General features: G+C 70.9%; 12 protein-coding genes. 2 read left to right on the top strand and 10 right to left on the bottom strand.

Annotation, left to right across the window (positions count from 1 at the left end):
* Window positions 1-66 precede the first annotated feature (66 nt).
* The 10 genes from AC0VYP_RS05460 to AC0VYP_RS05415 form a co-directional block, all read right to left on the bottom strand.
* The gene (locus tag AC0VYP_RS05460; RefSeq protein WP_475472830.1) at window positions 67-486 is read right to left on the bottom strand and encodes a cation:proton antiporter; all 420 of its coding nucleotides are present in this window, start codon (window positions 484-486) and stop codon (window positions 67-69) included.
* Complete coding sequence (locus AC0VYP_RS05455; protein ID WP_475472828.1) at window positions 483-740, bottom strand: MrpF/PhaF family protein; 258 nt, start codon at window positions 738-740, stop codon at window positions 483-485. Before AC0VYP_RS05455 ends, AC0VYP_RS05460 begins: the two co-directional genes overlap by 4 nt.
* The gene (locus AC0VYP_RS05450) at window positions 737-1,132 is read right to left on the bottom strand and encodes a Na+/H+ antiporter subunit E (protein WP_475472826.1); all 396 of its coding nucleotides are present in this window, start codon (window positions 1,130-1,132) and stop codon (window positions 737-739) included. Before AC0VYP_RS05450 ends, AC0VYP_RS05455 begins: the two co-directional genes overlap by 4 nt.
* Entirely contained in the window at window positions 1,129-2,625 is a 1,497-nt protein-coding gene (locus tag AC0VYP_RS05445) for a monovalent cation/H+ antiporter subunit D family protein (protein ID WP_475472824.1), read from the bottom strand. Before AC0VYP_RS05445 ends, AC0VYP_RS05450 begins: the two co-directional genes overlap by 4 nt.
* Complete coding sequence (locus AC0VYP_RS05440; protein ID WP_285759091.1) at window positions 2,622-2,930, bottom strand: sodium:proton antiporter; 309 nt, start codon at window positions 2,928-2,930, stop codon at window positions 2,622-2,624. The genes AC0VYP_RS05445 and AC0VYP_RS05440 overlap by 4 nt, the downstream gene beginning before the upstream one ends.
* Window positions 2,927-5,773 carry a DUF4040 family protein gene (locus AC0VYP_RS05435; RefSeq protein ID WP_475472822.1) on the bottom strand — a complete coding sequence of 949 codons (2,847 nt, stop codon included), beginning with the start codon at window positions 5,771-5,773 and terminating at the stop codon, window positions 2,927-2,929. Before AC0VYP_RS05435 ends, AC0VYP_RS05440 begins: the two co-directional genes overlap by 4 nt.
* Window positions 5,774-5,984: 211 nt before the next feature.
* A complete protein-coding gene (locus AC0VYP_RS05430) occupies window positions 5,985-6,209 on the bottom strand; it encodes a hypothetical protein (RefSeq protein WP_285759087.1) in 225 nt (74 codons plus the stop codon).
* Between the two features lie 588 nt (window positions 6,210-6,797).
* Complete coding sequence (locus AC0VYP_RS05425) at window positions 6,798-8,111, bottom strand: heparan-alpha-glucosaminide N-acetyltransferase domain-containing protein (protein WP_475472820.1); 1,314 nt, start codon at window positions 8,109-8,111, stop codon at window positions 6,798-6,800.
* Between the two features lie 63 nt (window positions 8,112-8,174).
* A complete protein-coding gene (locus AC0VYP_RS05420; RefSeq protein ID WP_285759083.1) occupies window positions 8,175-10,136 on the bottom strand; it encodes an acetoacetate--CoA ligase in 1,962 nt (653 codons plus the stop codon).
* Window positions 10,137-10,270: 134 nt separating this feature from the next.
* Entirely contained in the window at window positions 10,271-11,029 is a 759-nt protein-coding gene (locus AC0VYP_RS05415) for an IclR family transcriptional regulator (RefSeq protein WP_475472819.1), read from the bottom strand.
* A 207-nt stretch (window positions 11,030-11,236) separates the two neighbouring features.
* Between AC0VYP_RS05415 and AC0VYP_RS05410 the strand changes: the two genes are divergently transcribed.
* On the top strand, window positions 11,237-12,586 hold the full coding sequence (locus AC0VYP_RS05410) for an RraA family protein (protein WP_475472817.1): 1,350 nt from the start codon (window positions 11,237-11,239) through the stop codon (window positions 12,584-12,586).
* Between the two features lie 67 nt (window positions 12,587-12,653).
* Window positions 12,654-14,000 carry a TRAP transporter large permease subunit gene (locus tag AC0VYP_RS05405; RefSeq protein WP_475472815.1) on the top strand — a complete coding sequence of 449 codons (1,347 nt, stop codon included), beginning with the start codon at window positions 12,654-12,656 and terminating at the stop codon, window positions 13,998-14,000.
* Window positions 14,001-14,002: the final 2 nt, after the last annotated feature.

Genomic DNA, 14,002 nt, shown 5'->3' with positions numbered 1-14,002 from the left:
ATCGGCGGCTGTTCGGGCGCGAAGCGGTTCTCCATGACGGGGGAGGTCCGGTTTTTCGGGGAAGTGTCAGCCGGGAGTGCTGCGGGGGTCGGCCGCGGGGGGCAGTGGGTCGCGCGGCTCGCAGGCGGGATCGTGGCGGGGCGGGGTCTGTCGTGTCGTACCGGCGGCCAATTCGTCGAATTTGGTGGCGGTGCTCTGCGGTGTCCTGGTGAGGTATCCGGCTCTGGCCATCGCGTTTCCGCCGACAGCCGCGGTGGCGAGCTGGATGAGGACCGCCAGGGTGATCTTCAGCGCGTTGGCGGGGCCCGGGTAGTGCAGCAGGAGGCCGACGAGTACCAGGCAGGTGCCGGTCCCCCCGGCGATGGTCACCGCACTCAGGCGCGCGTAGAAGTCGGGAAGTCGCAACAATCCCAGACCGCCGATGACGAACGCGGCGGCGCCGATCGTGATGAGTCCGGTCCCCAGGTGGGCGAAGAGCGCGGTCATCGTTTGCCTCCGGTGATCAGGCGGGCGGTGGACAACGCGGCGAGGAACCCGATCAGGGCGCAGGCGAGTGCGATGTCGATGACGAGGTCGGTGTCCAGGCGCACGCCGATCAGGGCCACCACGGCCACGAACCCGAAGAACACCAGGTCCGCGCCTGCTCCGCGGTCGGCATCGGAGGGGCCCTTGGCGATGCGGTAGAGGGCGGCGACCATCGCCAGGACCACCGCGGCCAGGGCGATGTTGATGAGGATCATGGCCGGGCCCCGCTTTCGCCGTGGCCGTCCGCCGGGACGGGGCCCGCTTCGCCGCTGGGCCGCATGGCGCTGAGCAGTCGGGTCTCCATCGCTCGCAGTTCGGCGCGCAAGGTGTCGGGGTCGGGGGCGTACATGCCGTGCACCCACAGGGTGGCGGGTTCGGCGCGCACGGCCACGGTGACGGTCCCGGGGGTCAGGGAGATGAGGTTGGCGATCAGGGTGATCTCCAGGTCGGTGGTGCAGCGCAGCGGCAGTTCGACGAATCCGGCGGCCATCCGGCTGCCGGGGGTGAGGATGTCGAAGGCGACCGTGGCACTGGACTTGAGTACTTCGAGGGCGTAGTAGCAGGGGAAGAACAGCAGGCGTGCCGCCCAGCGCAGGTGGGGGGTCATCGGCCGATCACCGCCTGGACGTAGCCGGTGGTGTCGAGGAGTCCGGCGGCTGCCTGAGCGCTGAGCTCCAGGAGGACCTGGGCCCCCAGGCCCAGCCCCAGAGTGGTTGCGGTCAGCACCAGGGCGGGCGCCAGCACCACCGGACGCACGCGGACACCGGTGGCGGTGGTCACCGGCGAATCGCCATGTTTCTCGGGAGGTTCTTCGGGCGGTGGTCCCCAGAACGCGCCGCCCCAGATCTTGAGCATCGACATCAGGGTGATGAGGCTGACGGCCACGGCAACGGCGACGGCGATCCACTGGCCGTCGTCGACGGCGGCGGTGACCAGGGTGAGTTTGGCGACGAACCCGGAGAACGGGGGAAGGCCGGCCAGGGACAGGGCCGCTCCCATGAACACCAGTGCCAGCAGGGGTTCTCGACGGGCGATGTCTCCGAGGCGGTCGAGGCGGTTGGAGCCGTAGGTGTGTTCGATGGCGCCGGTGGACAGGAACAGCGATGCTTTGACGATCATGTGGTGGATCAGGTAGAAGATGCCGGCGGTGAGGCCGAGCGTGGTGAACAGGGCCGCGCCGAGCAGGATGTAGCCGATCTGGCTGATCATGTGGAAGACCAGGATCGAGCGCGTGGTGTCCTCCCCCACCGCTCCGAGCACGCCGATGAGCATGGTGGCCGAGACCACGGCCACACCGATCCACAGGTAGGTGGCGTCGCCGTCGAAGAGCAGGGCGTAGAGGCGGTAGATCGCGTAGATGGCGACCTTGGTGTGCAGACCGGAGAACAGCGCGGTCACCGCCGGGGAGGCAGAGGGATAGGTGCGGGTCAGCCACCCGTGCACCGGGACCACAGCGGCTTTGACCGACAGTGCGACCAGGACCGTGCCGACCGCCGCGGCGACCAGCGGGGAGTCCTTGGCCGCGCCGGCGAGTTCCCCGAGGTTGACCGTGCCCGTGACTCCGTAGACCAACGCGACGCCGGCCAGGAAGATCGTCGAGGTGAGGAGGTTGACGGTGACGTAGAGGCGGCCGGCGCGCAGACGGGTGAGGGCTCCGGCCATGGCCAGCAGTCCGTAGGAGGGCAGAAGCATGACCTCGATGAACACGAACAGGTTGAACAGGTCTCCGGTGAGCAGCGCGCCGTAGACACCCGCGGAGAGCACGAGGACCAGCGGAGCGAAGTAGCGTGCCTCGTCCTCGGCCGTCGCCGCTGCGTAGGCCGAGCACACCAGGGTCAACAGCGCCGTGGTGGTGATCATCAGCGCGCTGAGGGTGTCCGCCACGAAAGGGATGGCGATGCCGTTGGGCCACGCCCCCACGTTGTGGGACAGGATCGAGCCGTCCCGGGTGGTCCGGATGAGCAGGATTCCTGCGGTGAGGGCGGCGGCGCTGGTGGCCAACAGCAGGACACGGCGCACGATCGGTGGGCGCACCAGGACCAGGAGTGCGGCCACCAGCAGGGGCCCGGCCGCGATCAGGGGCAGTAGCGCGGCGGTCATGACGCGTCCTCGGTGTCGTCGCCGCCACCGGTGGCGGCGAGGGTGAGCATGTAGACGGTGATGGCGAAGGCGATGACGATCGCGGTGAGCACGAACGCCTGGGGCAGTGGATCGGCGGCGGTCCGGGGGCTGACCAGGTCCATGAGGGGCTGGTCGCGGCGGGCCGTGCCGCCGGCCGCCATCAGCAGCAGGTTCACGGCGTGCCCGAGGAGCACGAAGCCCAGGACGATGCGCACCATGCCGCGTTGCAGCATGAGGTAGACGCCGCCGGCCACGAGTACGCCAATGCAGATGGCGAGTGTCATCGGGTTCCTCCGGTTACCGGGTCGGTGGGGGCCGCGGTTTCGGACGCGGCTTGAGACGGGGCTGACGGCAGGAGGTCGGCTTGCGGACCGGGAACGATGTCGTCCTCGGTCCCCAGGCGGTTGAGCGCGGTGAGCAGCACACCGACCACGGCGAGGTAGACGCCGACGTCGAAGACCAGGGCGGTGGTGAAGTGGAAGCCGCCGCCGGGCAGCCAGATGTCGGCGTGCAGGGGACGCAGGAACGATCCGTCGGCGTAGCCGGCGAGGCCGGTGGCAACGGCGATGAGGATTCCGACAGCGATGAGCAGCGGATAGGGCCATCTGACGGGGGCGCGCGCCGCGTCGGGAGCCATCAGGTAGGCCAGCGCGAACCCGGAACCGCCCACCAGCGCGGAGATGAACCCGCCGCCCGGTTCGTTGTGTCCCCGAAGCAGCAGGTAGACCGACCAGATCACGAGAAGCGGGATGAGCAGGCGGCCCACGGTGCGCACGAGCAGCGAGTTGTCCCCGGCGGGGTGGACCGCGGTACCGGTGAAGGAGCGGACCGTGGACGGCAGGCGTCCGGGGGTGAGACCGCTGGAGTTCAGAACAGAGATGACCACGAGCCCGGCCACCCCCAGGACGGTGAGCTCCCCGAGTGTGTCCAGCGCTCGAAAGTCAACCAGGATCGTGTTGACGACGTTGGTGCCGCCGGTCTCGTTCTCGGCCTCGTCCAGGAAGTACTGGGCCGCGGTGGAGATGTCGCGGCGCCCGGTGAGGGCGTAGGCGGCCAGTGCGGCACTGACACCCGCGACCAGCGCGATCAGCGCGGCGATGCCCTTGCGGCCGCGGCTCACCGGGTGGAAGCGGCGGGGCAGGCGCCGCAGGACGAGAACGGCCACGACCACCGTGAGGACTTCCACGAGCAGTTGGGTCAGCGCGACGTCGAAGGCCCCGAGGAAGAAGAACCACAGGGCGACGGTGAAGCCGGCCGCCCCGACCAGTACCAGCGCGGCCAGCCGTGAGGCTCTGGTCACGGCCCCGGCGACGGAGACCACCGTGAGGGCGACCAGCAGCCAGTCCAGGGGGCGGGTGGCCGCCGAGGGCAGCGGCGGGAGCACCGGCGCCGAGGAGAGCACGGCTGCGGCGAGCACGCCGACCACCACCAGCGGGACCGCGAGGTGGGCCCCCGGGGAATCGGTGCGGGTGATCGCCCCCACCCGCACCCCGGACGCGATGACTCCCCGGTGCAGCGCCTCGAAGACGGTGATGCCTGCGACTGGAAGCGGACGACGGGAGAGGAGGCGGTGCACGTGGGCGCCGCGCCAGGCGAGGAACGCGCCGATGGAGACGGCGAGTGCGGACATGAGCAGTTCGGGGGTGAACCCGTGCCACAACGCGAGGTCGCTCGCGACCCGCCGGTGCGTGGAGTCCTCCGCGACACGGTCAACGACAGGGCTGAGCAACGGCGCCGCCACCCCCAACCCGAGACCGCCCAGGGCCGCGAGAGCGGGGGCGGACAAGAACGCCGCCGACGGCTCCTCGCGCGGCCCCTGCCCCGTGGGGCCGCCGAACGCGCCGAGCACGATGCGAACGGCGTAGGCGACGGTGAGTCCGGCCGCCGCGACGGCGACCGCCGCGGCCGCGACACCCGTCCAGGCTGCGCCCGGTGCATCCAACAGGGCCGCGAAGACGCTCTCCTTGCTGACGAACCCGAGGAGCGGCGGGATGCCCGCCATCGACGCCGCGGCCAGGACCGTCAGGGCGGCGGTGACCGGCATACGGCCGCGCAGACCGCGCAGTTCACGGATGTCACGGGTGCCGTTGTGGGTGTCGATGACGCCCACGAGCATGAACAGCGCCGCCTTGAACAGCGCGTGGGCCAGGGTGTGCACCGCGGCTGCGGCCAGCGCGGCCGGGGTTCCCACGCCGATGACCGCGACGAGGAATCCCAGTTGGCTGACGGTGGAGTAGGCCAGCAGTTCCTTGAGGTCGTGGCGCCTCAACGCGAACAGTGCCCCGATCACCGCCGTCAGGAGACCGAAACCGATGAGCATGGCGTTCCACACCGGAACGGAGCCGAACGCCGGGGAGAAGCGCATCAGCACGTAGATCCCGGCCTTGACCATGGCCGCGGCGTGCAGGTAGGCGCTGACGGGGGTGCTGGCGGCCATCGCGTCGGGGAGCCAGTAGTGGAAGGGGAACTGCGCCGACTTGGTGAACACCGCCACGACCAGCAGGAGCGCCACCACCGAGGTGAACACGGGATCGGTCGTCCAGGTGGTGTCGGTGAGGATCGTGCTCACGCGGCTGGTGCCGGTGCGCACCATCAGCAGGACCGCAGCCGTCAGCAGCGCCAGGCCGCCAAAGGCGGTGAGCAGGAACGTGCGCACGGCCGGCCGGTGCGCGGCCGGCCCGGAGAGACCGATCAGGTAGAAGGAGCAGATGGTGGTCAGCTCCCAGAACACGAAGAGCAGCACCACGTCGTCGGCCAGCACCAGCCCCAGCATCGCCGCGGCGAACGCCGTCATCAGCAGGTAGAAACCGGTGCGGCTCCCGGACGGGAAGTAGCGGGCCGAGTAAGCCATGACCAGCGCGCCGACCCCCAGCACCAGCATGCAGAACAGCCAGGCGGTGGCGTCCAGGACCAGGTGGAAGCCGACGCCGATCGCAGGCATCCAGGGCCGGGAGAACTCGACCGTCCCACCCGCCAGGACGAGCGGTGCCTGGGCGGCGACCACTCCGAACAGGACCGCGAACACCGCGGCCAGGGGCCATCCCGCAGCGCGTCCGAGAACCCGGTCCAGCAAAGGCGTGCTCGACGCCGCCACGGCGAGCACGGCAATGACCAGCGGCAGCACCATGCCACTGTCCTTTCACGACATGGGCCGTGGCCTCAGGGGCGCACGGCGCAGCACCTCGACCACCCGCGCTCGAAGGGCACGGGCGTGAGGCGGCAAGAGGTCAGGAAGAAGCGACGCGGCGCCACCGGCACGCCTCGACCACGACCGGCCGGAGGGCAGGACGTATCAAGGCGGCGCGGAGACCGCGGTCAGCTGAAAACGCGTGGAGAGGTCAGGCGGGTCCCGGCGGGCACGCGCTCAACTCACCGTGGGCGTTGGTGCCCCACGAGGTGGTGTAGCCGTTGGTGCCGTGCGGGCGGGGGTTGCCGACGGGCAGCTTGTGCCGTTCGGTGAACCAGGCGCGCCGGTGGGCGGCGGCAACCGCATCGCGTGCAGCGGGGCGGGCCGGGCCGATCGGCGCGGGGATCGCCTTATTGGCGGGGGCGAAGGCACTCACGGTTTCGCGAAGCCCCCTATCCTGCGCACCGACGACATCCGGACCCGAGCAGTTCGGGGCGAGTGGACTCAGCCTCGAATCGAAAGCGGGAAAACCTGCGGTTGTCCCGAGAAAACCAAGGTTAGGCCGCAAACCACCCGCCACCGCAAGAACTATTCGTGTGATCCCCGCCACTCCGACTCCTGTCAATCCAGGAGCGACGGAGGCTTTGCCCTCCGCGAGGGGCTCACCCGCATCACCGCGATGGCGTCGGCCTCACCCTCGGTCAACCCCGCGCGTGGGGCTCACGACCGGGGAAGGCCCCTGGCTCACCGATAACGCCGGCCCATCCCCGCGTGCGCGGGGAGCACGACCCCCGGAGAAGAAGGAGAACCCAATGATCGGGACCATCCCCGCGTACGCGGGGAGCACAGTTGAGCGTGCCCGGAGAAGCGGGTGAGGCGGGGACCATCCCCGCGTACGCGGGGAGCACACTTACTGACCTGGGACTCTACCAGCGGGTAACCGCCTTTTCATTCACTTCCCGAGAAACCGGCAAACCGGACAGGGTGCGCTCCTCGTCTCTTCGCCGCGCTCCGGCCCGGCCCGTCAGGCGGGCGGGCCCTCCCTTGGGGTGCAGACCTGTTCGGGGGCGGGGTCGGGGCAGGGGGCGACGCGCGGCGGGGAGGGAACGGGCTGCGGGGGAAGGGCGCGCGCGACCACGGCGTCGGCCGTCCAGCCCAGGAGGCGTTCCAACGGCCCCCGGCCCAGCAGCAGACGCCACAGCGTCGCGAACAGCAGGGCCCCGAGGACGAACGACTCCAGGCGGAAGGGGGCGAGGTCCTGCGCGGAACCGCCGAGCCCGGCGATCACCACGATGTGGCCCACGTAGACGGTCAGCGCCATCGAGCCCGCCGCCGCCAGCGGGAAGAGGGCCCGGCCCAGCAGGTCCCCCAGCACCAGGCACAGCGCGAGCACCATCAGCCCCGTGCCCACCGCGCCCGCGATCTCGAACCCGGTGCCGCTGTGCGGGGAGGCCACCAGCAGCCAGTAGGGGGTGTCGGTGGGCACGTTTCCGTGCAACGAGTCGATCTGGGAGACGGTGTAGTCGCGCAGCAGGGAAAGGGTCTCGGCGTCGAGGGTGCCCTGGGCGGGAGTGCCGTAGACCTGCGCGGCGGTCGCCTCGGTGATGCGGTCGATCCCGCCCAGCGGGTTCAACAACAGCCACGACCCCCCGTACCCCAGCAGCGCCAGGAAGGCGCCGCCCCCGGCGAGCCCGGCCCGCACCGCGCCGGAGCGCAGGTCGAGGCGGCCCACCGCCATCCCGGCCACGACGAAGGCCATGAAGCTGAACGCGGGGTAGTACCCGGACAGGAAGAAGGCGGTGAATCCGTCGATGGAGCCCGTGGGGGTCCCCGGGTCGCCCAGCAGGGTCCGCAGCACGAAGGACAGCAGGGGCCCGAGCACCGCGACGGCCGCCGCGATCACCCCGAGCGCGGGCGCGCGCAGGCGCAGCAGCGGCAGCGCCAGCAGGAAGAACCCGGCGTAGTAGACCAGGATGATCGCGATCGGCGCGCCCAGCAGGTCCACGATCGCGCCGATCAGCGCCAGCGCGACCACCCGCACCAGGATCTTGGTGCCGGCGCGGCGGCGCTCAGGCGTCGGCAGGGGGACGGTCCTGCCCGACAGCAGCGCCAGCGACACCCCCGCCAGGAGCGCGAACAGCGCCGAGGAGCGCCCCCGGGTCAGGGCGTGGAAGGTCTCGGCGGCCTCGCCGCCGAGCAGGCCGATCGCCCCGACCCCCAGGTGCACGGTGAACATGCCGAACACCGCCAGGGCCCTGGCCAGGTTGACCCCGGTGATCCGATCGGCCCTCGGCGGGGCCGCCTGTGGGAAGCCCGTCCCGGGCGTTGCGTACGACACGCCGTCCAGGTTAAGGCGTGTTGTGTCGGTACGCCCTAAAACCCCCGGATCGGGGCGGGCCCGCTAGTCCTTCGCGAGGCCGGCGAAGTAGTCCAGCGCCTCGGGGTTGGCCAGGGAGTCCCTGCTGGCGACCCGTTCGGGCGCCTCGCCCATGAGGATCCGCTTGACCGGGACCTCCAGGACCTTGCCCGAGAGGGTGCGCGGCACCGCGTCGATGACCCGCACGGCGTCGGGGACGTGGCGCGGGGAGCAGTCGGCGCGGATGCCGCGCGCGATCCGTTTGACCAGTTCGTCGTCGAGGGAGGCGGCTGCGCGCAGCACCACGAACAGTTCGATGCGCGACCCGCCGTCGTGCTGGGGCACGTCCACGACGAGGGCGTCGGTGATCTCCTCGATGGCCAGGACCGTGCGATAGATCTCGCTGGTCCCCATGCGCACGCCGCCGCGGTTGATGGTGGAGTCGGAGCGCCCGTAGATGACGGCGGTGCCGCGCTCGGTGATCTCGATCCAGTCGCCGTGGCGCCAGACACCGGGGTAGGTCGAGAAGTAGCTGTCGCGCAGGCGCTCGCCGTCGGGGTCGCCCCAGAAGTAGATCGGCATGGAGGGGGCCGGCCGGGTGACGACGAGCTCCCCCACTTCACCGCGCACCTCGTTGCCGTCGGGGTCCCACGCGGCCACGGCCATCCCCAGGGAGCGGGCCTGGATCTCCCCCTCGAAGACGGGCAGGGTGGGCACCCCGCCGACCAGGCAGCTGCACACGTCGGTTCCACCGCTGGTGGAGAACAGCCACAGCCCGGCGCCGAACTCGCGGTAGCACCAGGCGAAGCCCTCCGGTGACAGCGGGGAGCCGGTCGAGCCGATGGCGCGCAGGGCGGAGAGGTCGCGTCCCCGGGCGGGGTGGACGTCCTCCTTCATGCAGGTGGCCAGGTAGCCGGCGCTGGTTCCGAAGACGGTGGTCCCCGTGCGCTCCGCGAGGTCCCACAGTGCCCCCAGGTCGGGGTGGCCGGGGCTGCCGTCGAAAAGGACGATGGAGGCGTCGGTCAGCAGCACGCTGACCAGGAAGTTCCACATCATCCAGCCGGTTGTGGTGAACCAGAAGACGCGGTCGTCGGCGTGGGCGTCCAGGTGGAGGTTGAGGTTCTTGAGCTGCTCCAGCAGGGTGCCGCCGTGCCCGTGCACGATGGCCTTGGGCAGGCCGGTGGTGCCCGAGGAGTAGAGCACCCAGAGCGGGTGGTCGAAGGGCAGCTGCTCGAAGGTCAGTTCGGCGCCCTCCCCGGCGGCCTCGAACTCCGCCCAGTCCAGCGCGCCCTCGACCGGGTCGTCGTCGAGGTAGGACAGCACGATGGTGTGTTCCAGGGTGGGCAGCCCGGTGCGCAGCGCCGACAGCACGTCCCTGCGGTCGAAGTCCTTGCCGCCGTAGCGGTAGCCGTCCACCGCGAGGAGCACTTTGGGTTCGATCTGGGCGAAGCGGTCGGTGACGCTGCGCACGCCGAAGTCCGGGGAGCAGGAGGACCACACGGCGCCGATCGCGGCGCAGGCGTAGAAGGCCGCGACCGCCTCGGCGATGTTGGGCAGGTAGGCGACGACGCGGTCGCCGGGCCCCACCCCGAGCCGGCGCAGGCCGGCGGCGATCGCGGCGGTGCGCCGTCGCAGTTCGCCCCAGGTCCACTCCCCCAGGACCCGCAGTTCCGAGGAGTGGCGGATGGCCACGGTCGCGGGGTCGCGGTCGCGGAAGACGTGCTGGGCGAAGTTGAGGGTGGCGCCGGGGAACCACACCGCCCCCGGCATCGTCTCGGCCGCCAGGACCTGTTCGTAGGGGGTGGCGCCGCGGACACCGAAGTAGTCCCAGATCCCCGACCAGAAACCGTCCAGGTCGGTGACCGACCAGCGCCACAGGGCGTCGTAGTCGGCTGCCTCCACCCCCCGGTTGCGAGCGGCCCAACGGGCGAACGCGGTGATGTTGGCGCGCTCGATCTGGGCGGCGTCGGGCTCCCAGAGCACGGGGGGCTGCGGGCGTTGGGACATTCTCGCGCCTTCCACGTCGTGTCGGGGCGCTACCGGGCCGACCTGAGGTCGGCGCGCCCCCGGCTACGGATGCTGCCATCTAACAGCAAGGGCGACATGCACCGGGGCGCCGGGTCGGGGCGGTGCGGCCCTCCTCAGACGCGTTCGGCGATGGCCGCGCAGGCGCGGGCGAGTTCGGGCAGGAGCGCGACGAGGGCGTCGGGGGTGGTGTGCTCGGTGGTGGTGACCAGGTTGACGGCGCCGATCGCCTCGCGGCTCTCGGTGTGGATGGCCCGGGTGAGGCTCAGGGCGCCGAGTTCGCGCTCGGACTGGGCGAGGTGGAAGCCGTTGCGGCGCACCGTCGCGAGTTGGGCCGCGAGGTCGGCGGAGTCCTGGAGCGCACCGGAGGCCAGTCGTGCGGGACCGACGCGTTCGTTGAAGGCGTCCAGGTCGGCGGCGTCGAGGTCGGCGAGCAGGACCTTGCCCCCGCCGAGGTTCAGCGGGACGCGGCGCCCGATGGGGAACTGGTAGCGCAGGGGGTTGGCGCCGTTGACGCGGGCGACGAGGATCCGCTCGTCGCCGGAGCGGACGAAGATCGAGGAGGTGAGTCCGGTCGTGGCCGACAGTTCGCCGAGGATGGGGGTGGCGACGGTGCTCAGCCTGTCGTTGAGGACGAACGCGTGGGCGAGGGAGAGGGCGACCGGTCCCAGGGAGTAGCCGTGGCGGTCCTGCTGGATGTATCCGCGGCGCACCAGCAGGTTGACCGTCCGCTGGGTGGTGGCCAGATGCAGGTTGACGCTCCTGGCGATCTCGCTGAGCCGGAGCGGGCCGCGGGCGCGTTCCAGGGACTCCAGGACGTCCAGTGCGCGCTCGATCGTGCGGCCCTGGTTCGACCCACCGGTCGCTGTACTCACGTAGAACCCGCTCCCGTCTGTTTTTTTCGGCGCCGCGCGGAGGCCGTCCGCGTCGGCTGGGCCTGCCGCGGTGGGCTTCCCGCCATCACCAGTACGTCAACAACGTATCGAAGGCGTTGAAGGCCGGTTGACAGCCCAAGCGACGCAGGTCACACTCGCTATCAACTGGCAAGATTAACTATCACTCAATGATAGCGAGGATGTGCGATGAAGGTTGCGGTACTGGGACTCGGCGAGGCCGGCGCCACCTACGCGGCGGCGTTCGCCCGCGCCGGGTGCACGGTCGCCGGCTTCGACCCGGGGGGCGCACCGACCCCCGAAGGAGTGGAGCGCACCACCTCGACGGCGGACGCCGTTGACGGGGCCGACCTGGTCCTCGCACTGACCACGGCCGCCCACGCCGTGTCCGCCGCCCGGGACGCCGCCCCCGCCCTGAGCGCCGAAGCGGTCTACATCGACCTCAACGCCGGCTCCCCGGAACTGAAGGCCCTGGTCGCCGCGGAGCTGGGCGGCACCGGCCAGACCGTGGACGGCGCGATCATCGGCTCGGTGGTCAAGTACGGGGCGGCGGTCACCGTGCTGCTGTCGGGGCCGGGCTCCGAACGGGCCGCCGCGCTCCTCGCCCCGGTCGGCTCGGACGCGACGGCCATCGGCGGCGCGGTCGGGGACGCCTCCAGGCGCAAACTACTGCGCAGCGTCTTCATGAAGGGCCTCGGCGCACTGATCACCGAGGGCATGGACGCGGGCGCCGCGGCGGGCGAGACGGAGTGGATGCGCGCCCAGATCGCGGAGGCGATCACCGACGGCGAAGCCGCCCTGGACCGGCTGGACAACGGGACCCGCCTGCACGCGTTGCGCCGGGCGCACGAACTCCGGGCCAGCATCGACCTCCTCACCGGCCTCGGCGTGGAGACACCGGTCAGCAGCGCCGCCGCCGAACGCCACCTCGCGCTGGCCCGCAAGGCCGCGGGCGACGGGGCGTCCCTGGCCGAGGCGTTCGCCGACGTCCCGACCGCCGCCATCGGCGACGGCCTCGATCGGCTGGGGTTCGTCAACAGCCGGGTGCGCAGCGTGTGGCCGGGGCCGCACGTCTCCGGGCGGGCCCTGACCGTCCTGACCCGTCCCGGTGACAACCTGGCGATCCACGACGCGCTGAAGGTCGCGGGCAAGGGCGACGTCATCGTCGTCAACGGCGGCGGCGACACCTCACGCGCCCTCATCGGCGAGTTGATCGCCGAGCGCGCCATCAACAAGGGCATCGCGGCGATGGTGATCGACGGCGCGGTGCGCGACGCGGAGGAGCTGCGCGCGGCCGGCTTCCCGGTATGGGCCGCCGGCGTCTCGCCCGCCGGCCCGTACAAGACCGGCCCCGGCCGCATCGGCGCACCCATCGCGGTGGGCAACACCGTCTGCGCCACCGGGGACATCGTCGTCGCCGACGGCGACGGCGTCATCATCGTCCCGCTCCTCCAGGCCGAGCAGACCCTGGGGGCGGCCCGCGCGGTCGTTGCCGACGAGCGGCAGCGCAAGACCGCGATCCTGGCAGAACGCCGATGACCTGCTCCGGAACCGTTTCCACGGCCCGTTCCCCGATTATCGAGACCCCTGACGTGAAGGCCGACCAATGCCCACCGGACTGATAGCCCTACTCGCGTTCATCACCGTGATCATCGTGTGGAACGTGGTGATCAAACGCAACATGGGCGAGGCGATGCTCCTCGGCCTGATCGTCACCTCCCTGTTCGCCGGCGCCCAGGCACCGCAGTACCTGCTCCGGGGACTCACCGACGCCCTCACCCACGACGTCCTCTACGCCGCCCTGGCCTTCGTCTTCATGGCCTACCTGATCGACGTCACGGGTCTGATCCAGAAGATCCTGGCGATCCTGAACTCGATGTTCGGGCGTATCCGGGGCGGCCCCGCCTACATCGACACCGCTGGATCGGCCGTCTTCGGCTCCCTGTCCGGGTCCAACTCCGCCAACACCGCGTCGAGCGGCTCCTTCACCGGTCCGTGGATGGTGCGCACCGGGTGGACCCCGACCCGGGCGGCGACCGTCCTCGCCGGCAACGGCGGGATGGGAGCGGCCCTGCCGCCGAGCGCCTCCATGGTCATCATGATCGGTTTCGCCGGGGGTCTCGTCTCGACCGGCGGGGTCTACATGGGGCTGCTGGCCGCCGGCGCCTACCAGGTCGTGCTGCGCGTCCTGCTGGTCACCTACTTCACCCGCAAGGACAAGATCGCGAAGGCCTCCGACGAGGAGATCGTCCCCCTGCGCCAGTCGCTCAGGGAGGGCGGCGGCGCGCTGTGCATCTTCCTCGGCGCGCTCATCCCGATCCTCGTCACGGTCGGCCCCTTGGCGGACTTCCTGACCGAGTCCACCCCGATCGGCGACGCGCTCGGATCGATCTCACTGCTGACCTGGATCCCGATCATGATCATCGGATTCTCGCTGATCGCGGGCCGGAGCCGACTGCCGGGATCGCTGCGGGGCTGGTCGGCGCTGCTGGACGGGGCCATGCCCAGGTTCGCCACCATCGGCGCGCTGCTGTTCTTCGCCATCGCCGCCAGCGAGATCCTGGGAGACCTGGGCCTTGCCGACGACGTCAACGGCGTCCTGGCGAGCCTGCCGGTCAACCGCTACCTCATGGTGGTGGTCGTGGGCCTCGTGGTCACCCTGGTGGCCGGCCCACTCTCCTCCACCGCGACACTGACCGCCGTCGGCCAGATCTCGTTCCTCGCGCTGGTCGGGGTCGGGGTCAACCCGCTCCTCGCCGTCATCGCGATCCTGGTGTTCGCCTCCACCGAAGGCGCCTCCCCTCCGGCGTCGGGGTCGATCTTCGTCGCCGCCGGCCTCACGGGGGCACGCCCCGAAAGCACCTTCATGCCGCTCATCGGCTACTACATGATCCCCATCTTCCTCATCGGCTGCCTCATCGGCTGGGGCGTCCTCCCGATCTTCGGAGTCTGACA

This window comes from Nocardiopsis sp. iso_186 (genome assembly GCF_056173365.1).
This window is presented reverse-complemented; position numbering and strand designations above follow the sequence as displayed.